25 protein-coding genes are annotated in these 26,414 nt (G+C 71.8%); 4 read left to right on the top strand and 21 right to left on the bottom strand.

All coding sequences use genetic code 11. From position 1 onward, the window contains the following. Positions 1-4 precede the first annotated feature (4 nt). Positions 5-961, bottom strand: a complete 957-nt coding sequence (locus M1D46_RS07330; protein ID WP_271172217.1) for an FKBP-type peptidyl-prolyl cis-trans isomerase — start codon at positions 959-961, stop codon at positions 5-7. A gap of 154 nt (positions 962-1,115) precedes the next feature. On the opposite strand from M1D46_RS07330, the gene M1D46_RS07325 reads away from it, so the two are divergent. Further along, the gene (locus M1D46_RS07325) at positions 1,116-1,886 is read left to right on the top strand and encodes a lysophospholipid acyltransferase family protein (protein ID WP_282978104.1); all 771 of its coding nucleotides are present in this window, start codon (positions 1,116-1,118) and stop codon (positions 1,884-1,886) included. A gap of 3 nt (positions 1,887-1,889) precedes the next feature. Here M1D46_RS07325 and M1D46_RS07320 read toward each other — a convergent pair whose 3' ends face one another. Further along, positions 1,890-2,357 carry an OsmC family protein gene (locus tag M1D46_RS07320; RefSeq protein ID WP_421075635.1) on the bottom strand — a complete coding sequence of 156 codons (468 nt, stop codon included), beginning with the start codon at positions 2,355-2,357 and terminating at the stop codon, positions 1,890-1,892. Positions 2,358-2,419: 62 nt separating this feature from the next. Here M1D46_RS07320 and M1D46_RS07315 point away from each other — a divergent pair, with 62 nt between their 5' ends. Further along, positions 2,420-3,415: an asparaginase gene (locus M1D46_RS07315; RefSeq protein WP_324012024.1), complete on the top strand. Its 996-nt coding sequence runs from the start codon at positions 2,420-2,422 to the stop codon at positions 3,413-3,415. Between the two features lie 27 nt (positions 3,416-3,442). Here the strand turns inward: M1D46_RS07315 and M1D46_RS07310 are convergent, their stop codons facing one another. The 16 genes from M1D46_RS07310 to prmC all read right to left on the bottom strand — a co-directional run bounded on the left by M1D46_RS07310 (position 3,443) and on the right by prmC (position 19,546). Next, on the bottom strand, positions 3,443-6,208 hold the full coding sequence (locus M1D46_RS07310; RefSeq protein WP_456287036.1) for an FtsK/SpoIIIE domain-containing protein: 2,766 nt from the start codon (positions 6,206-6,208) through the stop codon (positions 3,443-3,445). Positions 6,209-6,506: 298 nt separating this feature from the next. Beyond that, the gene (locus M1D46_RS07305; protein ID WP_456287035.1) at positions 6,507-7,412 is read right to left on the bottom strand and encodes a PP2C family protein-serine/threonine phosphatase; all 906 of its coding nucleotides are present in this window, start codon (positions 7,410-7,412) and stop codon (positions 6,507-6,509) included. 148 nt (positions 7,413-7,560) lie between these two features. Beyond that, on the bottom strand, positions 7,561-8,316 hold the full coding sequence (locus M1D46_RS07300; protein ID WP_324012029.1) for a large exoprotein: 756 nt from the start codon (positions 8,314-8,316) through the stop codon (positions 7,561-7,563). A 70-nt stretch (positions 8,317-8,386) separates the two neighbouring features. Continuing rightward, the gene (locus tag M1D46_RS07295; RefSeq protein WP_456287034.1) at positions 8,387-9,145 is read right to left on the bottom strand and encodes a YaaA family protein; all 759 of its coding nucleotides are present in this window, start codon (positions 9,143-9,145) and stop codon (positions 8,387-8,389) included. A gap of 91 nt (positions 9,146-9,236) precedes the next feature. Continuing rightward, on the bottom strand, positions 9,237-9,497 hold the full coding sequence (locus M1D46_RS07290; protein ID WP_271172225.1) for a F0F1 ATP synthase subunit epsilon: 261 nt from the start codon (positions 9,495-9,497) through the stop codon (positions 9,237-9,239). Between the two features lie 2 nt (positions 9,498-9,499). Beyond that, a complete protein-coding gene (gene atpD, locus M1D46_RS07285; RefSeq protein ID WP_271172226.1) occupies positions 9,500-10,948 on the bottom strand; it encodes a F0F1 ATP synthase subunit beta in 1,449 nt (482 codons plus the stop codon). Between the two features lie 31 nt (positions 10,949-10,979). After that, the gene (locus M1D46_RS07280; protein WP_271172227.1) at positions 10,980-11,870 is read right to left on the bottom strand and encodes a F0F1 ATP synthase subunit gamma; all 891 of its coding nucleotides are present in this window, start codon (positions 11,868-11,870) and stop codon (positions 10,980-10,982) included. 22 nt (positions 11,871-11,892) lie between these two features. Then, entirely contained in the window at positions 11,893-13,536 is a 1,644-nt protein-coding gene (atpA, locus tag M1D46_RS07275) for a F0F1 ATP synthase subunit alpha (RefSeq protein ID WP_271172228.1), read from the bottom strand. Positions 13,537-13,600: 64 nt separating this feature from the next. Next, on the bottom strand, positions 13,601-14,383 hold the full coding sequence (locus M1D46_RS07270; RefSeq protein ID WP_324012035.1) for a F0F1 ATP synthase subunit delta: 783 nt from the start codon (positions 14,381-14,383) through the stop codon (positions 13,601-13,603). Further along, complete coding sequence (locus M1D46_RS07265; RefSeq protein ID WP_271172230.1) at positions 14,383-14,934, bottom strand: F0F1 ATP synthase subunit B; 552 nt, start codon at positions 14,932-14,934, stop codon at positions 14,383-14,385. Before M1D46_RS07265 ends, M1D46_RS07270 begins: the two co-directional genes overlap by 1 nt. A 28-nt stretch (positions 14,935-14,962) precedes the next feature. Beyond that, positions 14,963-15,202 (bottom strand): F0F1 ATP synthase subunit C, encoded by a 240-nt coding sequence (gene atpE, locus M1D46_RS07260; protein ID WP_156241867.1) that lies wholly within the window; start codon positions 15,200-15,202, stop codon positions 14,963-14,965. Positions 15,203-15,245: 43 nt separating this feature from the next. Beyond that, positions 15,246-16,052 (bottom strand): F0F1 ATP synthase subunit A, encoded by an 807-nt coding sequence (atpB, locus tag M1D46_RS07255; protein WP_271172231.1) that lies wholly within the window; start codon positions 16,050-16,052, stop codon positions 15,246-15,248. Positions 16,053-16,228: 176 nt separating this feature from the next. Beyond that, positions 16,229-16,699, bottom strand: coding sequence for a hypothetical protein (locus tag M1D46_RS07250; RefSeq protein ID WP_282978113.1), 471 nt, complete (start codon positions 16,697-16,699; stop codon positions 16,229-16,231). Continuing rightward, positions 16,699-17,874 (bottom strand): MraY family glycosyltransferase, encoded by a 1,176-nt coding sequence (locus tag M1D46_RS07245; RefSeq protein WP_271172233.1) that lies wholly within the window; start codon positions 17,872-17,874, stop codon positions 16,699-16,701. The genes M1D46_RS07250 and M1D46_RS07245 overlap by 1 nt, the downstream gene beginning before the upstream one ends. After that, positions 17,871-18,578: an L-threonylcarbamoyladenylate synthase gene (locus tag M1D46_RS07240; RefSeq protein WP_456287033.1), complete on the bottom strand. Its 708-nt coding sequence runs from the start codon at positions 18,576-18,578 to the stop codon at positions 17,871-17,873. Before M1D46_RS07240 ends, M1D46_RS07245 begins: the two co-directional genes overlap by 4 nt. 80 nt (positions 18,579-18,658) lie before the next feature. Beyond that, complete coding sequence (gene prmC / locus M1D46_RS07235) at positions 18,659-19,546, bottom strand: peptide chain release factor N(5)-glutamine methyltransferase (protein ID WP_456287032.1); 888 nt, start codon at positions 19,544-19,546, stop codon at positions 18,659-18,661. A 111-nt stretch (positions 19,547-19,657) separates the two neighbouring features. On the opposite strand from prmC, the gene cysK reads away from it, so the two are divergent. Together cysK and epsC are read left to right on the top strand one after the other, a co-directional pair. After that, positions 19,658-20,596, top strand: coding sequence for a cysteine synthase A (cysK, locus tag M1D46_RS07230; RefSeq protein WP_271172236.1), 939 nt, complete (start codon positions 19,658-19,660; stop codon positions 20,594-20,596). Between the two features lie 7 nt (positions 20,597-20,603). Continuing rightward, positions 20,604-21,173: a serine O-acetyltransferase EpsC gene (gene epsC / locus M1D46_RS07225; protein ID WP_456287031.1), complete on the top strand. Its 570-nt coding sequence runs from the start codon at positions 20,604-20,606 to the stop codon at positions 21,171-21,173. A 70-nt stretch (positions 21,174-21,243) separates the two neighbouring features. Here epsC and M1D46_RS07220 read toward each other — a convergent pair whose 3' ends face one another. The 3 genes from M1D46_RS07220 to rho all read right to left on the bottom strand — a co-directional run bounded on the left by M1D46_RS07220 (position 21,244) and on the right by rho (position 26,286). Further along, the gene (locus tag M1D46_RS07220; RefSeq protein WP_456287030.1) at positions 21,244-22,647 is read right to left on the bottom strand and encodes an amidase; all 1,404 of its coding nucleotides are present in this window, start codon (positions 22,645-22,647) and stop codon (positions 21,244-21,246) included. 305 nt (positions 22,648-22,952) lie between these two features. Then, the gene (gene prfA / locus M1D46_RS07215) at positions 22,953-24,026 is read right to left on the bottom strand and encodes a peptide chain release factor 1 (RefSeq protein WP_324012044.1); all 1,074 of its coding nucleotides are present in this window, start codon (positions 24,024-24,026) and stop codon (positions 22,953-22,955) included. A gap of 19 nt (positions 24,027-24,045) precedes the next feature. After that, on the bottom strand, positions 24,046-26,286 hold the full coding sequence (gene rho, locus M1D46_RS07210; protein ID WP_456287029.1) for a transcription termination factor Rho: 2,241 nt from the start codon (positions 26,284-26,286) through the stop codon (positions 24,046-24,048). Positions 26,287-26,414: the final 128 nt, after the last annotated feature.

Raw genomic sequence — 26,414 nt, 5'->3', positions numbered from 1 at the left:
CGGGTCACTCCGCCGGAGCCTCTTCTGCGGCGGGCGCCGGGTGCTGGGTCGCGAGGATGTCGACGACGAAGACGAGCGTCTCCTCCTGGAGCTCGTTGCCCTCGCTCGCGCCGTAGCCCTCGGCGGGCGGGATGACCGCGAGCACCTGCGAGCCGACCTTCTGGCCCTCGAGGGCCTTCTTGAAGCCCGTCACCACGCCCGTGGTCTCGAACTGCGCGGGCGTGCCGCGGTCCCAGCTCGAGTCGAACACGGAGCCGTCGGAGAGCTTCACGCCCGTGTACTGGACGAGGACCATGTCGCCCGCCTCGACCGTGGCGCCGTCGCCGGCCTTGAGGGTCGACAGCTCGGTCGTCTCCGGCGCCTCGGCGCCCTCGGGGATCGTGACGGTCGGAGCGCCATCCTCGGCGAGCTCGACCGTGGGCATGCCCTCGGTCGGCTCCTGCTCCTCACCCCACGCCGCGGTCGGCGTCACGCTCAGGAGGTCGAAGACGTAGATCTGCGCGTTCGTCGCGGTGCCGGCCTGGTCGGTGCCCGACGGAAGCGCGAGCACGAGACGCGAGCCGACGTTCTCGCACCCCGTGAACTGACCGAGCGACTCGGGCGACACGAGCGCGGGGAGCAGCTCGCCCTCGTTGTAGCCGAGCTCCCCGACCTTCTCGCCGCTCACGGCGTCGTAGGCGGTGAGCGCGTAGTTGAGGTAGTCGCCGCTCTGGACCGGCTCGCCATCGCCCTCCTCGAGGACGAGGCGCTGGGCCTCGGGGACCTCGATCGGCTTCTCGAAGGTGGCCGTCGACGGCTCGCCGAGCTCGCCGTCCACCGTCACCGACTCCACGGCCTCACCCGTGGGGGCGGCGGCCGCGCAGAGGTCGGCGGGCGTGCCCGTGGGCGACGCCTCCGGCTCCGCCTCTCCCGAGGGCGCGCAGCCCGCGAGGGCGAGAGCCGCGACGACGGCGGTGGACATCAGGCCAAGGGAGCGAGCACGCACGGAAACCTCATTCATCGGGGGATCGCGTCCCATCCTCCCCGATTTCCGCTCCGCATGCGCTGAACGCCGCGGTCGCACCGGCGATCCGCAGGATTCCGGCGACGGCATACGTCGGCAGTACCCTGGAGGGATGACCGACGACGTGCAGAACCCGGCCGAGTCCGACGGCTCACCCGTCCGCCCCAGCTGGGTCTACACGCTGGGGCGCGTCGTCCTCGCTCCTCTCGCGCGCGCCGTCTACCGCCCTCGAGTCGAGGGCAGGGAGAACATCCCCGCCGAAGGGGCGGTCATCCTCGCGAGCAACCACCTGTCGTTCATCGACTCGATCGTCATCCCGATCGCGGCGGCACCGCGCCCTGTCCACTTCCTCGCGAAGTCGGATTACTTCACCGGCACCGGCTTCAAGGGCTGGTTCTCGCGGACGTTCTTCACGGCCGTCGGCGCGATCCCTGTCGACCGCGCCGCCGGGCAGGCCGCGCTCGACGCGCTCGACCGGCAGAAGGACATCCTCGCGACGGGCGCGGCCGTGGCGCTCCACCCGGAGGGCACGCGCTCGCGCGACGGGCGCCTGTACAAGGGCCGGACGGGCGTCGCGTACCTCGCGCTCGAGAGCGGCGCCCCGGTCGTGCCGATCGGGCTCATCGGCACGGACAAGGTGATGCCGGTGGGCGCTCGGATGCCGTCGCTCCGCGACCGGGTGACGGTGCGCTTCGGCGCGCCGATCGATGTGTCCGTGCACGGACCGGCGTCCTCGGGCAAGGCGCGCCGCGCGGCCACGGATCAGATCATGGCGGCCATCCACGAGCTGTCCGGCCAGGAGCTCGCCGGGGTCTACAACGAGCTTCCGGCGAGCAGCACGCTCGAGAAGATCAAGCGCGCCCTGCCCCACGAGCGCCTGTAGCCGTCAGCCGACGGAGACCTCCGCCTCGTGGTGCACGGGGAAGTTCACCGAGTTGGCGATGAAGCACCACTCGTGGGCGTCGTCGTGCGCCGCGCGCGCGTCCTCGACCATCGACGCGTCGGCGACCGTGACCCGCGGGCGCAGCGTCACGCTCTCATACCGCCCGCCGTTGCCCTGCTGGCGCATGGTTCCGACCGCCTCGTCGACGTACGACGTGACGACGACGCCGCGGACGACGCACGCGTGCAGGTAGGAGAGCAGATGACACTCCGACAGCGCCGCGAGGAGCAGGTCCTCGGGGTTCCAGCGCGCACCGTCTCCGCGGAACGGCACGTCGGCGGATGCGAGCACCTCGGGCTTGCCCTCGATCCTCAGCGACACGGACCTGTCGTAGTCGCGGTATCCGGATGTCCCGGTGCCCCGGTTGCCGGTCCAGGTGGCGGTGAGCGCGTAGTGGTGTTCGCCGAGCATGCCCCCAGTGTCGCACCGCGGACGCCGGCGGAGGGCCCGCGGCGCTTCGTTAGGGTTGTGAGGTGACCCCAGAGACCTTCACCGCCCCGGATGCCGTCGAGCTCGCCGTCGTCGATCGAGGAGGGTTCGTGGAGTCCCGCCACGTCGGCGCCGCGCTCGTGCTGTCGCCCGACGGCGAGGTGGTCACGGCGCTCGGCCGCACCGACGCGCTCGTGCTCCCCCGCTCGGCGCTCAAGCCGCTGCAGGCCATCGGATCGGTCACCGCGGGCGCGCCCCTCGAGGGCGAGCGACTCGCGCTCGCCACCGCGAGCCATGCGGGCACCGACCGTCACGCCTCGGTGGTGCGTGACATGCTCGGATCGGTCGGCCTCAGCGAGGACGCCCTCGGATGCCCCGCACAGTGGCCGAGCGACTCGACGACCCGCGACGCGATGGTGCGCGACCACTTCGAGCCGTCCCGCCTCCGGATGAACTGCTCGGGCAAGCACGCCGCGATGCTCATGGCGTGCGTCGCGAGCGGCTGGGACACCGCGACGTATCTCGACCCCGCGCATCCGCTGCAGCTGCACATCCGCGAGGTCGTCGAGCGACTGTCGGGCGAGCGCGTCGGCGCCACGGTCGTGGACGGCTGCGGCGCGCCCGTGCACGCGATCACGCTCGCGGGGCTCGCGCGCGCCGTGCACCGCGCGGGCAACTCGTCGGAGCGGTCGCCGTTCGCGATGCACCGCGTCGCAGGCGCGCTCGTCCGGGCGGTGCGCGAGCACCCCTGGACGGTCGACGGGCCGGGCCGCCCGGATACGGTCGCGATCGAGACGTTCGGGGTCTACTCGAAGTTCGGCGCGGAGGGCGTGCAGACGATGATCGCTCCCGACGGGACGACCGTGGCACTCAAGATGCTCGACGGCTCGACGCGCGCGGGGGTCGTCGTCGCGCTCACCCTGCTCGCGCGGGCGGGCGCTCTCTCGGCGGAGGCGGTCGACTCCTTCGCGCGCAGCCACCCGCTGCTGTCGATCCGCGGCGGCGGCGTCGAGGTGGGTCGCATCCGCGCGACCGTGTGACGCCGAGCCCGACCGAGCCGCGTCGGATCATGGCAGGACGATCCGTCGCGGCGGGAGCCCGTCGGCGCACAGCCACGCCCGCGAAGCGCGCGTGCGCGCGAACGGCGGCAGCTCCCGCTCCCCGGTGAGCGCGCGCAGCTCGGTCGCGCACTCGGCGCCCACGACCAGCGGATGGCCGCCGCGCGCCTCCTGAAGGAGCACCCACTGGCGCTGCCACGACTCAGGCTCCCCCGCGACGACGACCGGCGCGTCCGCGAGAGCGAGGCTCTCGAGAGAGGATCCCGGCGGGAGCTCGTCCACGGCGAGGATCCGCACGCCGTCGCCCCATCCGTCGGCGAGTGCGGCGCAGCGTCGACGTGCCGCTCTCACGACCAGCGCGGTGACGGGAGCGACCGGGCGCCAGGCGACGGGCGTGGCCGGCCCAGCCTCGTCGCGAGCTGCGCCGGGAGCGAGAGCGAACTGCACCTCCTGCCCGTCGAGGACCCCGCGCCCGGGCGGCCGCCGCGGGTCGAACGTCGTCGCGTCGCCGCCCGCCGCGGCGTGGTCGGCGCGCGACGCGAGCGCCAGGAGCGCCCGCCGCGGAAGGAGATCGATGATCCGCGCGACCGCGCCGGTGACGCGCGCGGTCGTCGCGACGACGGTCATCCGCCTCTCCCCCGCATCGCGGACGACGTTCTCGATGCGCTCGGCGATGGCGTGCGCGTAGTCGTGGGGGAATCGCGCGAGCAGAGCGTCGAGATCGTCGATCAGGAGCAGCCCGTCGACGGCGTGCTCGGCGCGCTCGACGGCATCCCAGGCTCCCTCCGCGTCGCGGGGGACGACGATGGCATCGGGGCGCTGCGCACGGACGAGACGCACGACGTTCGAGGTGCCGCTCCCCGATCCGCCGACGACGACGAGCCCGCGCTCGACACCGGGGCGGAGGGTCACCACCGGCTGGCGCTGCCGCTCCGGATCGTCGGCGATGCCGAGCACGACAGCGGAGGCATCCGGCTCGCGGCCGCGCACCGCGGCGAGGGGCAGCTCGGACGGCAGCGGCGGCAGCCACGGTCCCTGTGCGCGCGGCGCCCCCTCGGCGCCGATCGGCGCGAGCTCGCGCGGGGTGGTGAGCGCGATGCGCGTGAGCCGTGGCGCCGCGTCGGCCGCTCGGCGGATGTACGCGAGGCCGCGCCCGTCGGCGCCGCCCGGCAGCGTCGCGGCGAGATCGACGCCGATCACGCCGCGGCTCTCGGACGGCTCGGCGACGCGCAGGGCGATGCGCAGGGGGCAGTTGGCGACCAGGGCATCGCGGAGCACGCCCGTCGAGCGCTGCGTGCCCAGGATGAGATGCATGCCCAGCGCCCGGCCGCGTGCGGCGACGTCGGCGAAGACGGCGTGGAGATCCGGGTGCTCCTGCAGCATGGCCGCGAACTCGTCGACGACGATGACGAGGCGAGGCAGCTCGACGCCGGGCGCGCCGACATCGCGCACCCCGCACGCAGCGAGCCGTCCCTCGCGCCGGCGCACCTCGGCGCGCAGGCTCTCGACCGCCCGCCGCGATGCCGCCCCATCGAGGTCGGTGATGACCCCGGTCACGTGCGCCAGCTCGGAGAGCGCATCGAACGCGGTTCCGCCTTTGAAGTCCGCGAGAAGGAACACCACGCGGTCGGCGGTATAGGTCCTCGCAAGCGAGGCGACCCACGTGACGAGCAGCTCGCTCTTGCCCGCTCCCGTCGTCCCCACGACGACCGCGTGCGGGCCGTCGGCGACGATGTCGATCACGGCCGGCTCGCCGTCCGCCCGCCCCACGACCGCCGGCAGACCCGCGCGATCCCCCGATGCGACGGGCTCGAGCTCGCCGAGGGTCAGCGCGGCATCGGGCCCGCCGCGGCCGCCGCGCTCGGCTCCGCGGCCCGCGAGCCCCTCGGCCACGGCCTGCGCCTGCGCGCGGGAGACGGCCTCGACGGCGACGTCCTCCTCGTGCGTGCCGCGGATGAGCCGCCCCTGCAGGCCCTCGCCGACGTCGAGGACCGCCCCGCAGGCCTCGGGCGGAGCGGCATCCGGCGCGCGGACCGCGATCACGATGTCCGCGTCCGGCGGCGGTCCCTCGCCGGAGAGCGCCAGACGCCGCGACGGCGCCGAGGTCTGCCGATGCGGCAGCGCCTCCATCCACTCCTCCCCGGGAGGAGCCGCCGCGACGCCGAGAGCCTCGGGAGCCATCCGCAGGCAGACCTGGAGCGCGAGGGCGCGCGCCACCGCCTGGGCCACGACCGGCGCTCCCCGCACGCACACGCCTTCGCCCGGTGCGATGGAGATCGGGGCATCGGGAAGGACGCCCGCGCGCCGGCGCAGGGCGTCTGCGCGCTCGCCCTCGCCGCCTGACACGCGGACGCGACTCGATGCCTCCCCGCGGCCGACCACGAGCTCGTCGGAGGGAGCGCGCCACACCGCGCGCTCGTCGGCGAGCAGCGCGCCGAGATCGACGAGCCGACGGTTCAGCTCGACCCGCTCGCGATCGTGGCGCTGCTCGATCTCGAACTCGATGCGCGCACACGCCTCGGTGTAGGCGGCATCAGCGCGCCGACGCTCCCGTCGGGAGCTGCGTCGCGCGTCGACCGCGGCGGCGACGGCCATGAGCGGGCCGAGGGCGGCGAAGCAGAGAGACAGCAGCGACCCCGTGACGAACCACATGGCGACGCCGCCGACGACGGGCACGAGCGCCGCGAACAGCGGCCAGCGTGCGGGCCGCGGCGGCGGGGCGGGCGACGGCAGAGAGAGCGGCTCGTCGATGCGCGCCGCGAGGGGACTCGTCATGCTCCCATGTCATCGCGGATGACGAGTCGGATGGCCGGCGACTGCGCCCCTGTGGACAGGCGCGCCGGGCGCGCAGCCCTGTGCACGCGGCGCGGGCCGCGCTGTGGTGCCCGGAATCGGATGGCCGGGGATCCTGTGCGCGTGTCTGTCCCAGGAGCGCTCACCCGCCCCGCCGATCCGAATCCGGTGACGCTCGCATCCCCAGGCCGATCCGGCGTGGGCCGACCCGGCGTCGGCCGATCCGGCGCGAGGGCCTGTGCCCGCGGCGCGTGCCGGCCCGCGCCGACGTCAGGACGCGCTACGCGGCCGGGCCCGCCGTCTCGGACGGGTCCGGGTCCTCATCCGTGCCCGAGGCCGCTGCCGTCTCGGCGGCGTCGACGGTCGGCAGCTGCGCGGTCGCGGCGTCATCGGCGGACGCAGGGGCCGGAGCGCCGGGCTCGGTGACGTCGACGACGATGATCGAGATGTTGTCGCGCCCGCCGTTCTCGAGCGCCGCGGCGAGCATGGCCTCGATCGCGGCGGCGGGGTCGGGGTTCTGCCGGAGGAAATGGAGGATGCCGTAGTCGGTGAGCTCCTTGGTGAGCCCGTCCGAGCAGATCACGAAGCGGTCGCCCGCGCGCACGTCGAGCCGCACGTAGTCGGGGATCACGCTCTCGCTCGGCCCCACGGCGCGCGTGATGACGTTGCCGTACGGGTGGTTCTCGGCCTCCTCGGGGCTGAGCCGACCCGAGGCGACGAGCTCCTGCACGAGCGAGTGGTCGACCGTGATCTGGGCGATCGCGTCGTCGCGGTCGAGATAGACGCGCGAGTCGCCGATGTTCAGGACGATCCAGGCGTCCTCCTCGCCGTCCGCGTGGAGGTAGATGCCGGTGACCGTCGTGCCGGTGCCCTCGTCGGTCGTCTCGGGGTGATCGCCGATGTCGCCGACGGCGCGCTGGAGAGCCTCCTCGATCGCCTCGGGCGTGATGTCGCCGTGCTCGACCACGCGCTGCAGCTGCGCGATCGTGCTGGCGCTCGCGATCTCGCCGCCGATGTGGCCGCCCATGCCGTCGGCCACGACGAAGAGCGGGAACTGCGCGAGCACCGCGTCCTGGTTGATCTCGCGCTTGCGACCGCGGTCCGTCACGGCCGCCCACGAGACGGTGACGTCGCCTCCGGATCGTCGCACGATCGTCGACTGCGTCGTCACGGGTGCGTCTGGCACGGATCGGCCTCCGGGTGTCGTGGAGCGCTCGTGCGAGCGAGCGCGGGTCATCACATCTTAGTCGAGCCGTGCGACCCGGCTGCGTCGGCCGCACGGCGGAGGGCCCGCACCGGTGCCGGTGCGGGCCCTCCGCGAGGTCGTCAGCGCGTCACGGCTGCGCGGGAGGCGCGGGCGGGGCCGGCGGACGGTCGTCTCCCGCCGGCGGGGCGGGCGGCGTGGTTCCGCCGGGAGGCGGCGGGTACGCTCCGGGCGCGTCGCCCGCGGGCGGGAAGGCGCCGGTCGCGTCGGCCGGCGGCGGGTATGCACCCGGGGCGGGCGGCGGCGGGTACGCGCCGGGCTGACCGGCCGCGGGCTGGCCGTAGGCCGGCGCGGCCTGGCCGTAGCCGGGCGCGGCAGCGGGCTGGGTCGGCACGCCGTCCCACACGGTGCGGTCGCCGAGGAATCCGTTGCCGGCCCACGAGGCGGGCGCGACGTTGGGGTTCCAGCGCGACTTGTCGAAGGCGTTGATGCCGAGCCACACGAGCGACAGGAACACGTAGAGGACGACCCACGCGCCCTCCTTCTGGAGCTTGAGCCCGACGCGGTAGGCCGCCATCGCGGACAGGACCGCGATGGCGAGGCTGAAGACATACCCGATGCCGATCCAGCTCAGCAGCAGCGCGCCGCCGAGGCCGTACAGGACGAGCCAGGGGCTGAGGTCGCCGAGCTTGAAGAACACCATCATGTTGTAGACCGGCACCCAGGCGCGCCAGCGCCCCTGCACGCCCGCCTTGTCGAAGATCTTCATCAGGAACCACGAGCCCAGGACGTAGAAGACAACGCCGATCAGGAGTCCGAAGAAGGCGAAGAGTCCCGCGAGCGCGAGAATCGCGCTGCTGTCGGGACCGTACACGTCGTCATACATGGAAGTTCCCCTCTGTCTGCAGCTGCCGTCAGCCGCAGCTCACACGATGCCAGAAGCGCGGTATCCCCCGCTACTCCCGCGCGAAGAGCAGCACCTCGCGCGAGCTCTCCCCCGGCCGCAGGTCCAGACCGGCATCCGCCGCCCACGCGAGGAGCCCATCCGCCGTCCGCCACGTCGGACGCGACTCCGCGAGGGCGCGCACGAACAGGCCCTTCGCCTTCTTGTTGAAGTGGTTGAGGGCGCGCACCGCTCCGTCCGCGCCCTCGGCGACGACGGACACGTAGACCGATGCGACGTCGTCGGGCACCGGGCCGAGGTCGACATACGCCTTCGAGCGCAGGTCGACGACGAGCCCGTCGGCCGCCTCCCGCAGCGCCTCCCCCGTCGGACCCGCCCAGTGGCGGCGGAGCGCGGGAACGCCCGGCAGCGAGGTGCCCGCGGCCAGCCGATACGCCGGCACGAGGTCGCCCGCGCCGATCGGGCCGAACGGCGCCGTCTGGATGAGCGCGTGCCGTGCGAGCCAGCCGCGTGCGGCACCCGACAGCGACGCCGCGTCGAGCGCGTCGAACAGCACGCCCGTGTAGCGGTCCATGGCGGGCATCGTCGGCGCCGTCAGCAGCGCGGCGTTGTGCGCGATCTCGCCGCGCTGGCGCTCGCTGAGCTTCAGCACGCGCGCCGCGCGGTCGGCGTCGGCCGAGAGCGCGACGAGGGCCTCGGCGACGTCCTCGCGGTGGCGCCGCAGCGAGGGCAGACGCAGGCCGCCGAGGTCGATCGGGGGCCGGTCGCCACCGGGCCGCTTGGTCTCGGACGGGGGAAGGAGGAGGAGCACGGATGGTCCCTTCCGCACGGATGGTGCGCAGACGAAAGCGCCAGGGCGGAGGATCCGAGGATCCTCCGCCCTGGCGGGAAGGTGAGCTGCGTCAGTCGACGAGCTGGGCGTGGCCGGCGACGATGGTGAGCACGTCGCCCTCCATCGACACGAACCCGTCGCGGGCGTCCGCGACGATCTTCGTGCCATCCGCCTGCGTGATGCGGACCTGCCCCTGAGAGAGGATCGACAGCACGGGCTCGTGCCCCTGCATGAAGCCGATCTCACCCTCGGTGGTCTTGGCGACCACGAGGCTCGCCTCGCCCGTCCAGACCTCCGCCTCAGCGGAGACGAGGGTGACGTTGAGCGCCATGATCAGGCGTTCTCCTTCTGGATCTTCGCCCACTGCGCCTCGACGTCGCTGATGCCGCCGACGTTGAAGAACGCCTGCTCAGCGACGTGGTCGAACTCGCCCTTGACGATCGCGTCGAACGACTCGATCGTCTCCTTGAGCGGAACGGTCGAGCCCTCGACACCGGTGAACTTCTTCGCCATGTAGGTGTTCTGCGAGAGGAACTGCTGGATGCGGCGCGCGCGCGACACGACGATCTTGTCCTCTTCCGAGAGCTCGTCGACACCGAGGATCGCGATGATCTCCTGCAGCTCCTTGTTCTTCTGGAGGATCTGCTTGACCGACGTCGCGACGCGGTAGTGGTCCGCGCCGAGGTAGCGCGGGTCCATGATGCGGCTCGTCGAGGTCAGCGGGTCGATCGCGGGGTACAGACCCTTCGACGCGATCTCACGCGAGAGCTCGGTCGTCGCGTCGAGGTGCGCGAACGTCGTGGCGGGAGCCGGGTCGGTGTAGTCGTCGGCCGGCACGTAGATCGCCTGCATCGAGGTGATCGAGTGACCGCGCGTCGAGGTGATGCGCTCCTGGAGCACACCCATCTCGTCGGCGAGGTTGGGCTGGTAGCCCACGGCCGAGGGCATGCGGCCCAGAAGGGTCGACACCTCGGAGCCCGCCTGCGTGAAGCGGAAGATGTTGTCGATGAAGAGGAGCACGTCCTGCTTCTGCACGTCGCGGAAGTACTCCGCCATCGTCAGAGCCGACAGGGCGACGCGCAGACGCGTCCCCGGCGGCTCGTCCATCTGGCCGAAGACGAGCGCGGTCTTGTCGAAGACGCCCGCGTCCTCCATCTCGTGGATGAGGTCGTTGCCCTCACGCGTGCGCTCGCCGACGCCCGCGAACACCGACACACCGCCGTGGTCCTGCGCGACGCGCTGGATCATCTCCTGGATGAGGACGGTCTTGCCGACGCCCGCACCGCCGAAGAGGCCGATCTTCCCACCCTGCACGTAGGGGGTGAGGAGGTCGATCGACTTGATGCCGGTCTCGAACATCTGCGTCTTCGACTCGAGCTGGTCGAAGTTCGGCGCCTTGCGGTGGATCGGCCAGCGCTCCGTGACCTCGAACGTCTCGCCCTCGCCGAGGTTGAGGACGTCGCCGGTCACGTTGAAGACCTTGCCCTTGGTGATGTCGCCGACGGGCACCGAGATGGCCTCGCCGGTGTCGCGCACCTCCTGGCCGCGGACCATGCCGTCCGTCGGCTTCAGCGAGATGGCGCGGATCATGTCGTCGCCGAGGTGCTGCGCGACCTCGAGCGTGATCTCGGTCGACTCCTCGCCGATCGTGATCGTCGTCTTCAGCGCGTTGTAGACGTCGGGGATGGCGTCGTGCGGGAACTCGATGTCGACGACGGGGCCCGTGACGCGTGCGACGCGCCCGACCACCGCAGTGGTCTCAGCCGTGGCGTTGGCAGTCATACTTTCGTCTCTTTCCTGGTGGGTCTGCAGCTCAGGACGCCAGCGCGTCGGCGCCGCCGACGATCTCGGCGATCTGCTGAGTGATCTCTGCCTGTCGCGCGTTGTTGCGCAGGCGCGTGTAGTCGGTGATCAGCTTGTCGGCGTTGTCGCTCGCCGACTTCATCGCCTTCTGCGTCGCGGCCTGCTTGGCGGCCGCCGACTGCAGGAGCGCGTTGAAGATGCGGCTCTGGATGTACACCGGCAGCAGGCGGTCGAGCACCTGCGTGGGCTCCGGCTCGAACTCGTAGAGCGGGTAGACGTCGGCCGGGGCCGTGTCATCCGCGTCGACGACCTCGAGCGGGAGCAGGCGCACCGACTCCGGCGTCTGCGTCATCATGCTGACGAAGCGGTTGTACACGACGTGGATCTCGTCCACGCCGCCCTCGCTCGCGTCGAGCTCGTACGCCTCGATGAGTGCCTGGGCGATCTCCTCGGCCGTGTCGAAGTGGGGCGTGTCGGCGTCGCCGACCCACTCCGCCTTCGCCGCGACACGACGGAACTGGAAGTAGCCCACCGCCTTGCGTCCGAAGAGGTAGAAGTCGATCTCCTTGCCCTCGGACTTCAGCAGCTCCGCCAGCTCCAGACCCTCGCGGATCACCTGCGAGTTGAACGCGCCCGCGAGGCCGCGGTCCGCGCTGATGATGACGACCGCCGAACGCCGCACCGTCTCCGGCTCGCGCGTGAGCGGGTGGTCGATCGACGTGTGCGTGGCCACGGCCGAGACCGCTCGCGTCACCGCGCGGGCGAAGGGCGATGACGCGCGCACGCGCGCCATCGCCTTCTGGATGCGCGAAGCCGCGATGAGCTCCATCGCCTTCGTGATCTTCTTGGTCGTCTGAGCAGAAGAGATCTTCTGCTTGTACTCCCTGAGTTGTGCGCCCATGATGCGTCTTCTCCGGAAGGCGTTACGCCTTGCGGCCCTTGACGATCCGCTCCTGGTTCACGTCCTCGGCGGCGGCCGGCGCGAACTCCTCGCGTCCTGCGTCCGTGAGGTGCTTGCCGTCGCCCTGCTTGAACTCGAGCACGAACTTGTCGACCTGCTTCTCGAGCTCGGCCACCGTGTCGTCCTCGAGCTTGCCCGAGTCGCGCAGCGTGTCGAGGATCGACGTGTTGCGGCGGAGGTAGTCGAGCAGCTCGCGCTCGAAGCGGAGGACGTCCTCCACCTCGATCGTGTCGAGCTTGCCGTTCGTTCCGGCCCAGATCGAGACGACCTGCTCCTCGACGGGGTACGGGGTGTACTGCGGCTGCTTGAGCAGCTCGGTCAGACGCGCACCACGCGCGAGCTGACGGCGCGACGCCGCGTCGAGGTCGCTCGCGAACATCGCGAAGGCCTCGAGCGAGCGGTACTGCGCGAGCTCGAGCTTGAGCGTGCCGGAGACCTTCTTGATGTGCTTCAGCTGCGCGTCGCCGCCGACTCGCGAGACCGAGATACCCACGTCGACCGCAGGACGCTGGTTGGCGTTGAAGAGGTCGGACTGGAGGAAGATCTGGCCGTCGGTGATCGAGATCACGTTGGTCGGGATGTACGCCGAGACGTCGTTCGCCTTCGTCTCGATGATCGGCAGACCCGTCATCGAGCCGGCGCCGAGCTCGTCGGAGAGCTTCGCGCAGCGCTCGAGCAGACGCGAGTGCAGGTAGAAGACGTCACCGGGGTACGCCTCGCGCCCCGGCGGACGACGCAGCAGGAGCGACACGGCGCGGTAGGCCTCGGCCTGCTTCGACAGGTCGTCGAACACGATGAGGACGTGCTTGCCCTGGTACATCCAGTGCTGGCCGATGGCCGAGCCGGTGTAGGGGGCGAGGTACTTGAAGCCCGCCGGGTCCGAGGCGGGAGCCGCGACGATCGTCGTGTACTCCATGGCGCCGGCGTCCTCGAGGGCGCCCTTCACCGAGGCGATGGTCGAGCCCTTCTGGCCGATCGCGACGTAGATGCAGCGGACCTGCTTGGTCGGGTCGCCCGACTCCCAGTTCGCCTTCTGGTTGATGATCGTGTCGATCGCGATCGCGGTCTTGCCCGTCTGGCGGTCGCCGATGATGAGCTGACGCTGGCCGCGGCCGACGGGGATCATGGCGTCGATGGCCTTGATGCCCGTCTGCATCGGCTCGTGGACGCTCTTGCGCTGCATGACGCCGGCGGCCTGGAGCTCGAGCGCGCGGCGTCCCTCGACGCCGGTGATCTCGCCGAGGCCGTCGATCGGGTTGCCGAGCGGGTCGACGACGCGGCCGAGGTAGCCCTCGCCGACGGGGACCGAGAGGACCTCGCCCGTGCGGGTGACCGTCTGGCCCTCTTCAATGCCGGTGAACTCGCCGAGGACGACGACGCCGATCTCGTGCTCGTCGAGGTTCTGGGCCAGGCCCAGCGTGCCGTCCGCGAAGCGGACGAGCTCGTTCGCCATGACGCCCGGGAGGCCCTCGACGTGGGCGATGCCGTCTGCCGCGTCGGTGACCGTGCCGACCTCGTTCGCCGCGGAACCGGTGGGCTCGTAGGCGGCGACGAAGTCCTTCAGCGCGTCACGGATGACGTCGGGGCTGATGGTGATGTCTGCCATTGTCTTCCTTAGTGTTGTGGGGCCGATGGCGACCCCTGAGCCGTCCGCCGGGGCGGGAGAGCTTTCAGCCTGCGAGCCTCTGCCGGAGATCGGCGAGGCGGGACGAGATGCTGCCGTCGATGACGTCGTCGGCGACCTGGATGCGGATGCCGCCGACGACCGTCGGGTCGATCACCGGGTTCAGCGCGACCGCGCCTCCGTACTGCTTCGACAGCGCGGCGGCAAGGCGCTCGCTCTGCGCGGCCGAGAGCGGCACGGCGGTGTAGACGGTCGCGACCGTCCGGCCGCGCTGGGCGGCGGCGATCTTCATGGCGCGCGAGAGGATCGCGCGCACGCGACGGTTCCGCGGCTGCTGCACGAGCGACGAGACGATGAGCGTCGTGCCCTCGCTGGCGCGTCCCTGGAGGAGGGAGGCGATGAGCTCCCCCTTCTTGGCGTCGTCGCCGAGCCGGCTGCCGAGCGCGAGCTCGAGCTCCGGGTTCGCCGAGACGATGCGGGCGACCTGGAAGAGCTCGGCCTCGACGTCGCTCTGCTCGGCCTTGGCGGCCGCGCGGATGGCGAGCTCCTCGAGACCGAGGACGAGGTCGTCGCCCGACGACCAGCGCTGCGCGACGGTCTGCTGGAGCAGACCCTGGGCGGCCGGCGACAGCGACCCGAAGGCCCTGGCGACGAGCGCGCCGCGCGCCTCGGGGGTCGCCGCGCGATCTGCGAGCGCGCCGCTCAGCGCGGACGAGCCGGCGACGGCACGCGACGCGGCGAACAGCTCGCGCGCCGTGTCGAGGTCGACCTGCGCCGCGTCGAGCGCTTCCGCGCCGACCGCGAGCGCCTGAGTGGTCGCGCTGCCCATTACTTCGCCGCCTTCTCGGATGCCTCGAGGTCGGCGAGGAAGCGGTCGACCACGGCCTGGGCCTTCTGGTCCTCCGTGAGGGTCTCGCCGATGACGCCCGAAGCGAGGTCGAGGGCGAGCGTGCCCACCTCGCCGCGGAGCGACACGAGCGCCGCCTGGCGCTCGGCTTCGATCTGCGCGTGCGCGGTCGCCTGGATGCGCTCGGCCTCGGCCACCGCGGTGTCCTTGGCCTCGGCGACGATCTTCTTGCCGTCCTCGCGGGCGGCCTCGCGGATGTCGCCGGCTTCCTTGCGGGCCTCGGCGAGCTGCTTGGTGTACTCCTCGAGGGCGGCCTCGGCCTGCTTCTGGGCCTCGTCCGCCTTCGCGATGTTGCCCTCGATGGCGGCAGAGCGCTCGTCGAGCATCTTCGTCAGGCGCGGGATGGCGACGAAGATCACCACCGCGAGGATGATGATGAAGCACACCGCGGACCAGACGATGTCGTACATCGCCGGGAGGAGCGGGTTGTGCTCGGCTTCCTCGGCGGCGACAGTGACAAGAGCGTTCAGCATCCTGCCTCCTTAAATGTCTGGCGAGGGATCAGTTGTAGCCGAAGATGAAGCCGGTGGCGATGCCGATGAAGGCGAGGGCCTCGGTGAAGGCGATACCGATCCACATCAGCGTCTGGAGGCGGCCGGCGAGCTCGGGCTGGCGGGCGGTCGACTCGATCGTCTTGCCGACGACGATGCCCACGCCGATCGCGGGGCCGATGGCGGCGAGGCCGTAGCCGACCGTCGCGATCGAACCGTTGACCTCGGCCAGAATCGTGGTAGCGTCCACGGGTTTTTCCTTTCGGTAAGGCGGATGACCGTGTGGTCGTCCGTCAGTGCTCTTCCGCAACCGCGAGCTGGATGTAGACCGCGGTGAGGATCGTGAAGACGTAGGCCTGGAGCACGGCGACCAGGACCTCGAACAGGGTGAAGGCGAAGCCGAACGCGAGCGTTCCCACGCTCAGCAGCGACCACCATCCGCCCATCGAGATGAGGAAGAACTGCGTCGCCGAGAAGAACAGCACGAGCATGAGGTGCCCGACGATCATGTTCATCAGAAGTCGCAGCGTCAGCGTGACGGGGCGGATGATGAACGTCGAGAGGAACTCGAGCGGCGTGACGATGATGTAGAGGAACGGCGGGACCCCGGGCGGGAAGAGCGCGTTCCGGAAGAACCCGGCCGGGCTCTTCTTGATGCCCGCGTAGATGAAGGCCACGTACGCGACCACCGCGAGCAGCAGCGGGACCGCGATGACGCTCGTGCCGGCGATGTTGATGCCGGGGATGATGCCCGTCAGGTTCATGAACAGGATCATGAAGAACATCGTCATGAGCAGCGGCAGGAAGCGGTCGCCGTCCTTGCGCCCGAGGATGTTGTGCGCGAAGGTGTCGCGCACGAACAGCATGCCCATCTCGACGATGCTCTGGAAGCGGCCGGGGACCACGGTCATCCGGCGCGTGCCGAGCACGAGGATGAGGACGAGGACCGCGGTGGCGAGGAACTGCGCGAGGTTGATGCGCGTGATCTCGAACGGCGTGCCGACGAAGAGCAGCCCCTCGGGGAAGAAGTCCGCGATCGACGGCGGGTGGAATTCCTCGCCGTCAGCGATCTTGGCGATGAGGTTCGCTGCCTGAGTCAACCTGTGGCTCCAGCTTCTCGCGCGGAGCAGTGCCCAGCACGGTGAATTGTCATGAGAGAGCGGGTCTGCGGGGCCTCGTCGCGTTCATCGCGCCGCACACCGGCCGCAGGTGAGTCCAGCCTATCAAAGGTCGAACCCAGGTTTTGACGCTCTGTAGAAATCCGGGCGGGCGCCCGTCAGCGCGCGTCGGCGTCGGGGGCGTCCTCCCCCGGCAGCGCGACGTCGGACACGTGCGGGATGCGCATGGTCCGCACGACGATGACGTCGACGACGAGCGACGCGACGACGCTCGCGACGATCGCGACGAAGAACACGACCGGCTCGAGCCACGGCTGCCCGCGCAGGAGGAAGAGCGCGCCGATGAAGACGATGAGCTTGAGGAACCATCCGCCCAGGACGATGCCGAAGAAGATCTGCACGTAGAGGGGGTCGCCGAACCAGCGGTTCGCCACGAGCACGCTCACGCTCGTCAGGATGAGGAACACCGCGGCCACGAGGGCGCCCGCGAGCGCCGACCACAGCCCGTCCGCCCCCGCGACGAGGAAGCCGATCGCTCCTCCGACGATCGCGATGACGAGCGTCGCGATGACGCTCCACCGGATGGCCGCGCGCAGGACGGGCGTGCTCGAGACGGGAGAGGGCGACATCAGGCCTCCTGTGGGGTCGGTGCGCCGGCGGGGGTGTCCGCGCCGTCGCCGCGCGGCGCGCGGCGCGAGGGGGTGAGCGTGACGACGAGGCACGCGATGATGCCGACGCCGCCGAACGCGATGCCGATCCACCAGTCGCCGGGCCATCCGTTCTGCGTCGCGATGTACATGAGCAGCACCGCGAGCGAGCAGATCGAGGTCCACGCGTAGAAGATGAGGGTCGAGTCGCGGTCGCTGTGGCCCATGTCGAGCATCCGGTGGTGCAGGTGCTTGCGATCGGGCGAGAACGGCGACTTGCCCGCGCCCATGCGGCGGATGACGGCGAGGCCGAAGTCGGCCAGCGGGAGCGCGACGACGATGATCGGCAGGATGATCGGGATGAACGCTCCGAGCAGCTGCGAGTCGAAGTCCTCGCGCCCGACGATCGACGGAGGCAGCTGACCCGTGATCGCGACCGCGCTCGTGGCCATGAGCAGGCCCAGCACGAGCGCGCCGGAGTCGCCCATGAAGAGCTTCGCGGGGCTCCAGTTCAGCGGCAGGAAGCCGATGCAGGCGCCGATGAGGACCGCCGCGATGAAGGTCGCGAAGTTGAAGTAGCTCGTCGCGCCGATGTCGCGGATGAGCAGGTACGAGTACACGAAGAACACGGCGTTCGAGATGAGGCAGACGCCGGCGACGAGCCCGTCGAGGCCGTCGATGAAGTTCACGGCGTTCATGGCGATGACGATCGAGAGGATCGTGACGCCGATGCTGAACCAGCTCCCCCACACCGTGATGCCGCCGAACGGGAGGAAGAAGATCTGCAGCTGGCCGCCCACGGCGATGATGCCCGCCGCGAGGAACTGCGCCGCGAGCTTGATCATCCAGTCGAGGTCCCACAGGTCGTCGGCGACGCCGACGAGCATGATGAGCGTCACGGCGGCGAGGATCGACCACACGCGCTGCGGCTCGTCCCAGAAGATCCCGAAGTACGGGTTCGCCGCCGAGACCGCGAACGCGGTCGCGATGCCGAGGAACATCGCCACGCCGCCCAGCCGGGGAGTCGGCGTCTTGTGCACGTCGCGCTCGCGGATGCCGGGGTACAGCTTGTACCGCATCGCGAGCTTCCACACCGTCCACGAGAGGCCGTAGGTGACCGCGGCCGTCAGGACGATGATGAAGACGTACTGTCTCACGGGCCGCTCGCTGCCTCGGGCTCGGCCTCGGTCTCGGGGTCGGGCTCGAGGAGGTCGCCGAGCACGTCGCGCAGCTCCGCGCGCGTGACGGCGCCGTCGCGCAGCACGCGGACGACCGGGTCGGCGACTCCGCCCACGAGCGACGTCGCGTCGATGATCGTCGACGCGATGCCCGTCGCGGAGGCGCCCGCGTCGAGGTAGACCGCGACGCTCTCGCCGAGCATGCCGATCGCGGAGTCGATCGTCACGGCGGCGGGGCGTCCCGTGAGGTTCGCGCTCGAGACGGCGAGCGGACCGGTCTCGGTCAGCAGCTCCAGGGTGAGCCGGTGGTCGGGCATGCGCACCGCCACGGTGCCGTGCGTCTCGCCGAGGTCCCAGCTGAGGGACGGCTGGGCGGGGAGCACGATCGTGAGGCCGCCGGGCCAGAAGTGCGAGACGAGGCGCTGGACGGCCTCGGGAACCTCCTCGACGAGAGCGCGCATCGCGTCCTCGCCCGCCACGAGCACGGGCGGCGGCTGCTGGCGCCCCCTCCCCTTCGCGTCGAGCAGACGCTGCACGGCCTCGGGGCTGAACGCGTCGGCCGCGACGCCGTACACGGTGTCGGTCGGGAGGACGACGAGCTCGCCTCGGGCGATCGCCTGACGGGCCTGGCGCATGCCGGGGAGGAGCTGCGTCTCGTCGCGCAGATCGAAGAGGGGGGACATAGCGGGTCAAGTCTACGGCGACGCCGCTGGGAACGCCGGTCGCGACGCCGCGGCGGCGCCCGAACCGGTGCGGCAGGCGGTCAGGCGCGGATGGCCGTGGTCGCGCGGTCGCGCATCGTGAGATCCGGATGGGTCGCGGCTCCGCGCCATCCGTCGGCCGTGAGGAGATCGCGGATGGGCGCGCCCTGCCACTCGCCGTGCTCGATGACGAGGACGCCGCCGGGACGCAGGAGGCGCGCGGCCGTCCGGCTCAGGACCCGCACGACGTCGAGGCCGTCCGGCCCGCCGTAGAGCGCCGCGGCAGGGTCGTGCAGGCGCACCTCCGGGTCGCGCGGGATGGCGTCGTCGGGGACGTACGGCGGATTGGAGGCGACGACCGCGACCGTGCCGTCGAGCTCGGGGAGCGCGTCGGCGAGGTCGCCGAGGACGATGCGGAGGTTCTCGGCGCCGATCCGCTCGGCGTTGCGCAGGGTCCACGCGTGCGCGTCGGGCGACTTCTCCACGGCGTGCACGCGCGCGTGCGGCACCTCGGTCGCGAGCGCGAGCGCGATGGCGCCGCTGCCCGTGCCGAGGTCGACGGCGACGGGCTCGGGCGACGGGTCGGCGCGGAGCGCGTCGATCGCCAGCTGGGCCACCATCTCGGTCTCGGGACGGGGGACGAACACCCCGGGGCCGACCGCGAGGTCGAGGTGCCGGAAGTGCGCGACGCCCGTGATGTGCTGCAGCGGCACGCGCGCGGCGCGGCGCTCGACGAGGGCGTCGAACGCCGCCGCGTGCTCGGGGGCGAGCGCATCGCCGCGGATGACCGCGGCCTGCACTCCCCCGCGGCTCTCGCCGCGCACGTGCGCGAGCAGGAGCTCGGCGTCGACGTCGGGGTCGGGCACCCCCGCGTCTGCGAGGATCCGGGCGGCCTCCGACAGAGCGGAGCGGACGGAGGCGGCGGCGGGCCGAGGGGCAGGGTGCGTCATGGCCCGTTCAGTCTACGGACGGCGTAACTCGGTTACGCCGTCGCGCGGCGCCCCGGGCGTTGTGCCCTAATGTGAAGCCGATCGCAGGATCTCCTCCGCAGAAAGGCCGTCATGACCGGTATCCACGCAGACGTCACCACCGCGTTCGGCAACACCCCGCTCGTCCGCCTCAACCGCGTCGTCGAGGGCGCGGGCGCCGAGGTGTACGCCAAGCTCGAGTACTTCAACCCCGGTTCGAGCGTCAAGGACCGCCTCGGCATCGCCATCATCAACGCGGCGGAGGAGTCGGGCGAGCTCAAGCCCGGCGGCACGATCGTCGAGGCGACGAGCGGCAACACGGGCATCGCCCTCTCGCTCGTCGGCGCCGCCCGCGGCTACAAGGTCATCCTGACGATGCCGGCCTCGATGTCGAAGGAGCGCCGCGTGCTCCTCAAGGCGTTCGGTGCCGAGCTCGTGCTCACCGACCCCGCCGGCGGCATGAAGGCCGCCGTCGCGGAGGCCGAGCGCATCGCGTCCGAGACGCCCGGCGCCATCCTCGCGAAGCAGTTCGCGAACGAGGCGAACCCCGCCATCCACCGCAAGACCACGGCCGAGGAGATCTGGCGCGACACCGACGGCCAGGTCGACATCTTCGTCGCCGGCATCGGCACGGGCGGCACGATCACGGGCGTCGGGCAGGTGCTCAAGGAGCGCAACCCCGACCTGAAGGTCGTCGCGGTCGAGCCGAGCGCCTCGCCGCTGCTGTCGCAGGGCACCCCCGGCCCGGCGAAGATCCAGGGCATCGGCCCGAACTTCGTGCCCCCGATCCTCGACACCGAGGTGTTCGACGAGGTCGTCACGGTCGAGTTCGACGACGCGATCGCCACCTCGCGCGCGCTCGCCGCGAACGAGGGCCTGCTCGTCGGCATCTCGTCGGGCGCGGCCGCCTGGGCCGCGATCGAGGTCGCCAAGCGCCCCGAGAACGCCGGCAAGAAGATCGTCGTGATCATCCCCGACACGGGCGAGCGCTACCTCTCGACGGCCCTGTTCGAGGACCTGCGCGAGGACTGACCGCCCGATGTCGTTCTGGAGTCGCGTCCGCGAGGATCTCGATGCCGCACGGCGTCGGGATCCCGCGGCGCGTTCCGCGCTCGAGATCGCCCTCCTCTACCCCGGCCTCCACGCCATCTGGGCGCATCGACTGTGGCATGCCATGTGGATCCGGGGCCTCCGGTTCGTCGCGCGCGCGGGCTCGCAGCTCACGCGCTGGCTGACCGGCATCGAGATCCATCCCGGCGCCGTGATCGGCCGCCGGTTCTTCATCGACCACGGCATGGGCGTCGTGATCGGCGAGACCGCCGAGATCGGCGACGACGTCATGCTCTACCACGGCGTCACGCTCGGCGGCCGCACCCACGACGGCGGAAAGCGCCACCCCACGCTGGGCGACGGCGTCGCCGTCGGCGCGGGAGCCAAGGTCCTCGGCCCCGTCGTGATCGGCGACCGCTCGATGATCGGCGCGAACGCCGTGGTCACCCGCAGCGCTCCGGCCGACACGGTGCTCGTCGGCATCCCCGCGAAGGCGCGGGCCCGCCGGTCCGGCGAGGACGCGCGCCTCATCCTCATGGCGCCCGAGTACAGCATCTGACCGCTGCTCGACGCCGGTCTCCGCGAGGCGCCGCTGGCTCGCCGCGTTTCGCGGAACCAGCGGATGGCCGTCAGGCCGCGACTGGCGGGCGCGGCAGGGGCCCGCGCGCGGCCTCGAGCTGCGCTGCAACGGCGATGATCGTGCCCTCGCCTCCTGGGCGTCCGATGAGCTGCACACTCACGGGGCGCCCTGACGCGTCGGGCAGCAGCGGCACCGTGAGCGCGGGCAGCCCGCTCACGTTCACGAAGCTGGTATGCGGCGCGTAGGAGCACTGCTGCGCGAAGTTCCGCTCGGGATCGTCCTGGTCGTACCACCCCACGAGGCGCGGCGACTGCGCGAGCGCGGGCGTCAGGACGACGTCGAACGGCGCGAACGCCGCGATCGTCTCCCGCTCGAACACGGTCGCGGCGGCATATGCGGCCAGCACGCGCTCAGCCGCGAGCGCCCTCCCCTCGCGCACGAGCCACGCCGTGAGGGGCTCGAGGTCGAGGTCCAGGCGATCGTCGGCCACGGGGATCCGCGCAGCGGAGGCGCGCCAGATCGTCGTGAAGAGCTCGGGGTACCCGAGCGGCTGCCAGTTCGCATCCGAGACATCGTGCCCCGCGGCTCCGAGGAGCGCGATCCCGCGGTCGAACGCCGCGCGCGCGGCGGGATCGAGCGCCGTGTCGGTCCATCCGTCCCACGGCGTGACGGTCGTGACGCCCACGCGGAGTCGGCCAGGGTCGCACCGGGCGGCCGCGGCGAACGGGCCGCGTCCGGGTGCGCGCGTCGCGTAGGTGTAGGGAGCGGATGCCGCGAGCGCGTCGAGCAGGAACGCCGCGTCCTCGACGGTGCGGGCGATCGGGCCGGCGACCGACAGCCCGCCCGGCGCATCGAGCCCCGAGCCGATCGGCAGGCGGCCGCGCGACGGCTTGATCCCGACGACCCCCACGGTCGCGGCGGGGATGCGGATGGATCCGCCGCCGTCCGAGGCGGGAGCTGCGGGCAGCAGGCCGGCCGAGACCGCGACGGCCGCCCCGCCGCTCGATCCGCCGGCGCCCGTCGCCGGGTCCCACGGGTTCCGCGTGGGCGGGGCGACGCGCGACTCGGTGTAGCCGGTCATGCCGAACTCGGGGGTGCTGGTCTTCCCGAGGCTCACGGCGCCGAGCTCGTCGAGCGCGAGCGCGAGCGGGTCGGATGCCACGGGCACGTACGCGGCGAACGCTCGCGATCCGTAGCGGGTCGGCACTCCGGCGCGCGCCGTGAGGTCCTTGTCGGCGAGAGGCAGGCCCCACAGGGGGCGCGTCGGGTCGGGCCGTCCGAGCCGATCCGCGGCCGCGAGGGCCCGCGCGGCCGTCACCTCGGTGAAGGCGCCGAGGCCGTCGTCGAGTCGGGCGATCCGGTCGAGGAAGTGCGTCGCGACCTCGCGCGGCGCGACCTCTCCGCGCTGGAGTGCCGCCGCGAGCTCGACGGCGCTCAGCTCGTGGATGTCCATCCGACCATCCTCCCGCACGATCGCCGCACCGCCTTCGTCCACGACGGTGATCGCCCAGGTCGCACTTGGCGGCCTCAACCCGACCAATACGGCCGGAAACCGCGACCCCGACAGGGCGACACCCGCCCAGGTCGCACTTCGCGGCCTCAACCCGACCAATACGGACGGAAACCGCGACCCTAACAGGGCGACACCCGCCCAGGTCGCACTTCGCGGCCCCCAACCGACGAATACGGCCGGAAACCGCGACCCGAACGGGTGACGGATGGCCCAACGGGGCGACGGATGGCGTCAGCCGGCCGAGATCACTCCCCGAGCGACGCGAGGCGCTCGGCCTCGTCGGCCTCGATGCAGGATTGCACGACGGGCTCGAGCGCGCCGTCCATCACCTGGTCGAGGTTGTACGCCTTGTATCCCGTGCGGTGGTCCGCGATGCGGTTCTCGGGGAAGTTGTACGTGCGGATGCGCTCCGAGCGGTCCATGCCGCGGATCTGCGACTTGCGCGCATCGGCCGCGACGGCCGCGAGCTCCTCCTGCTGCTTCGCGAGCAGACGCGCGCGGAGGACGCGCATGCCCGCCTCGCGGTTCTGCAGCTGCGACTTCTCGTTCTGCATCGACACGACGATGCCGGTCGGCACGTGCGTGATGCGCACCGCCGAGTCGGTCGTGTTGACCGACTGGCCGCCGGGTCCGGACGACCGGAAGACATCGATCTTCAGGTCGTTCGGGTCGATGTGGATCTCCTCGGGCTCGTCCACCTCGGGGAAGACGAGCACGCCGGTGGTCGAGGTGTGGATGCGCCCCTGCGACTCGGTCGCGGGAACGCGCTGCACGCGGTGCACGCCGCCCTCGTACTTGAGATGCGCCCACACGCCCTGCGCGGGGTCGTTCGAGGATCCCTTGATGGCGACCTGCACGTTCTTGTAGCCGCCGAGGTCGGACTCGTCGCGCTCGAGGAGCTCGGTCTTCCACCCCTTCGACGCCGCGTACTGCATGTACATGCGCAGGAGATCGGCCGCGAAGAGGGCGCTCTCGGCGCCGCCCTCGCCGGCCTTGATCTCCATGATCACGTCGCGCGCGTCATCCGGGTCGCGCGGGATGAGGAGACGCCGCAGCCGCTCCTGCGCCTGCGCGAGGTGCTCCTCGAGTGCCGGCACCTCCTCGGCGAAGGCGTCGTCCTCCTTCGCGAGCTCGCGAGCGGCCTCGAGGTCCTCCCCCGCGGCGATCCACTCCTCGTGCGCGCGCACGATGCGGCTGAGCTCGGCGTAGCGCCGGTTGACCCGCTTGGCGCGCGCCGCGTCGGCGTGCACGGCGGGGTCGGAGAGCTCCTCCTGCACCCGCCGGTGCTCGTCGATCAGCGCCTGGACGGACTCGAACACGCGTGCTCCCCCGCCCGCGTCAGCGGATGTCGTTCTCGTGGCCCGAGCCGCGGCCGCCCGTCGCCGGGATCGACTTCTGCATCTGCACGAGGAACTCGACGTTCGACTGCGTCTCCTTGAGCTTGTCGAGGATGACGCCGAGCGCGTGCTGCTGGTCGAGGCCCGCGAGGGCGCGACGCAGCTTCCACGTGATCTTCACCTCGTCGGGCGACAGGAGCATCTCCTCACGGCGAGTGGACGACGCGTTGACGTCGACCGCCGGGAAGATCCGCTTGTCGGCGAGCTGACGCGAGAGGCGCAGCTCCATGTTGCCGGTGCCCTTGAACTCCTCGAAGATCACCTCGTCCATCTTCGATCCGGTCTCGACGAGCGCCGTGGCGAGGATGGTCAGCGAGCCGCCGTTCTCGATGTTGCGCGCGGCGCCGAAGAAGCGCTTGGGCGGGTAGAGCGCCGACGCGTCGACGCCGCCCGTGAGCACGCGGCCCGAGGTCGGGGCCGAGATGTTGTACGCGCGTCCGAGGCGCGTGATCGAGTCGAGCAGCACGACGACGTCGCGGCCCAGCTCGACGAGGCGCTTCGCCCGCTCGATCGCGAGCTCGGCGACCGTCGTGTGGTCCTCCGCGGGACGGTCGAACGTCGAGGCGATGACCTCGCCCTTGACCGACCGCTGCATGTCGGTGACCTCCTCGGGCCGCTCGTCGACGAGCACGACCATGAGGTGGGCCTCGGGGTTGTTCTGCGAGATCGCGTTCGCGATCTGCTGCAGGACGATCGTCTTGCCGGCCTTGGGCGGCGCGACGATGAGGCCGCGCTGGCCCTTCCCGATCGGCGCGACGAGGTCGATGATGCGCTGCGTGAGCTTCTCGGGCGCGGTCTCGAGGCGGAGGCGCTCCTGCGGGTAGAGCGGCGTGAGGTCGCCGAACTCGATGCGGTTCGCGGCGTCCTCGACGGACAGGCCGTTGATCGAGTCGACCTTGACGAGCGCGTTGTACTTCTGCCGGCCCGTCGACTCGCCCTCGCGCGGCTGCTTGATCGCGCCGACGATCGCGTCGCCCTTGCGGAGGTGGTACTTCTTCACCTGGCCGAGCGAGACGTAGACGTCCTGGTGCCCCGGGAGGTAGCCCGTGGTGCGGACGAACGCGTAGTTGTCGAGCACATCCAGAACGCCCGCGATCGGGATGAGGACGTCGTCCTCGCCGATCTCGGTGTCGAACTCGTCGTCGGCGCCGCCGCGGCGCTTGTTGCGCGCGCGACCACGGCCCTCGTTCTGCGCCTGGGCCTGTGCCTGGCCGCGCCCCTGGCGCTGACCGCCGCGGTCCCCGCGGTCGCCCTCGTCGTTGGCGTCGTCCTGCGTCGCGCGGGCGTCGTCGCCCTGTGCCTCGCCGTTGCCCTTGTTGCGGCCTCGGCGGTTGCGGTTGCGGCCTCGGCGGCCGGTGCCCTCCTCCGAGCGCTCGCCCTCGCGGCTGCCCTCGGCGCGTGCGGCGTCGGACGCCTCGTCGGCGTCGCCCTGCGCGTCGGCGGGTGCCTCCTCGGCGGCCGGCTCGGCCTTGCGGACCGGACGGCGGTTGCGGCCACGGCCGCGGCCGCCCTCGGCCTGCTCGCCCTCGGCCTGCTCCGCCGGGGCGGCGTCGGCCTGCTCGGCGGGCTTCTCGGCGTCCTCCGCGGGCGCCTCGACGGCGTCCTCGTCAGCGGCCGTCTCATCAGCGGCCGTCTCGTCGGCGGCAGGCGTCCCCTCAGCGGACGCCGCCTCCTCGGCGGGGGTCTCCTCCGCGGTCGGCGCCTCGTCCATGGCCTCGGGCGAGGGAGCGGTCTCGACCGCCTGCTCGGCGACCTCGACGACCTCCGCGGCGTCGGCGGATGCCGCCGCGTCGGCCTGCGGGGCCTCCTCTGCCGGCGTCTCGACGACGGGGTCGGCCTTCTTCGTGCGGCGCGGCGCGCGCTTGCGCACCGGCTTCGCGGGCGCCTCCTCAGCCGCGGGCGCCGCGTCGGCGGCGGGTGCCTCCTCGGCCGCGGGGGTCTCCTCGGCGGGCGCCTCGACGGCCGCGTCGGCCGTGCCGGCCGACTTCACGCGGCGCGGCGCGCGCTTGCGCACGGGCTTGGCGGGCGCCTCCTCGGCGGGTGCCGCATCTGCGGCGGGCTGGGCGTCGGCCTGCGCGCTCTCGGCGGGCGACGTCTCGGTCGCCTGCGCCTCGGGCTGCGCGTCGAAGAGGGTCTCTTCTCCGCCGACGGCGTCGTTCTGGATCTCGGAGATCGGCTCCACGAGTACTCCTGTCGGTATTGCGTGGCATGACCCGAACCGCACTGGCGGGATTCGCGTGACGCGCGCCACGACGCGCGTGGATCTCGGCCGGTCTCGGAGACGGCGGGGATCGTGCGGGGGCTTCGCAG

The organism is Microbacterium sp. JZ70 (assembly GCF_053903225.1).
Note: the sequence above shows the minus strand (reverse complement) of the source record. Positions and strands in the feature narration are given on the sequence as shown.

Excerpts from the sequence above, each read along its gene's own strand:
- M1D46_RS07330 (WP_271172217.1), bottom strand. The coding sequence starts at position 961 with ATGTCCACCGCCGTCGTCGCGGCTCTCGCCCTCGCGGGCTGCGCGCCC.
- M1D46_RS07325 (WP_282978104.1), top strand. The coding sequence starts at position 1,116 with ATGACCGACGACGTGCAGAACCCGGCCGAGTCCGACGGCTCACCCGTC.
- M1D46_RS07320 (WP_421075635.1), bottom strand. The coding sequence starts at position 2,357 with ATGCTCGGCGAACACCACTACGCGCTCACCGCCACCTGGACCGGCAAC.
- M1D46_RS07310 (WP_456287036.1), bottom strand. The coding sequence starts at position 6,208 with ATGACGAGTCCCCTCGCGGCGCGCATCGACGAGCCGCTCTCTCTGCCG.
- M1D46_RS07300 (WP_324012029.1), bottom strand. The coding sequence starts at position 8,316 with ATGTATGACGACGTGTACGGTCCCGACAGCAGCGCGATTCTCGCGCTC.
- M1D46_RS07290 (WP_271172225.1), bottom strand. The coding sequence starts at position 9,497 with ATGGCGCTCAACGTCACCCTCGTCTCCGCTGAGGCGGAGGTCTGGACG.
- atpD (WP_271172226.1), bottom strand. The coding sequence starts at position 10,948 with ATGACTGCCAACGCCACGGCTGAGACCACTGCGGTGGTCGGGCGCGTC.
- M1D46_RS07280 (WP_271172227.1), bottom strand. The coding sequence starts at position 11,870 with ATGGGCGCACAACTCAGGGAGTACAAGCAGAAGATCTCTTCTGCTCAG.
- atpA (WP_271172228.1), bottom strand. The coding sequence starts at position 13,536 with ATGGCAGACATCACCATCAGCCCCGACGTCATCCGTGACGCGCTGAAG.
- M1D46_RS07270 (WP_324012035.1), bottom strand. The coding sequence starts at position 14,383 with ATGGGCAGCGCGACCACTCAGGCGCTCGCGGTCGGCGCGGAAGCGCTC.
- M1D46_RS07265 (WP_271172230.1), bottom strand. The coding sequence starts at position 14,934 with ATGCTGAACGCTCTTGTCACTGTCGCCGCCGAGGAAGCCGAGCACAAC.
- M1D46_RS07250 (WP_282978113.1), bottom strand. The coding sequence starts at position 16,699 with ATGTCGCCCTCTCCCGTCTCGAGCACGCCCGTCCTGCGCGCGGCCATC.
- M1D46_RS07240 (WP_456287033.1), bottom strand. The coding sequence starts at position 18,578 with ATGTCCCCCCTCTTCGATCTGCGCGACGAGACGCAGCTCCTCCCCGGC.
- prmC (WP_456287032.1), bottom strand. The coding sequence starts at position 19,546 with ATGACGCACCCTGCCCCTCGGCCCGCCGCCGCCTCCGTCCGCTCCGCT.
- cysK (WP_271172236.1), top strand. The coding sequence starts at position 19,658 with ATGACCGGTATCCACGCAGACGTCACCACCGCGTTCGGCAACACCCCG.
- epsC (WP_456287031.1), top strand. The coding sequence starts at position 20,604 with ATGTCGTTCTGGAGTCGCGTCCGCGAGGATCTCGATGCCGCACGGCGT.
- M1D46_RS07220 (WP_456287030.1), bottom strand. The coding sequence starts at position 22,647 with ATGGACATCCACGAGCTGAGCGCCGTCGAGCTCGCGGCGGCACTCCAG.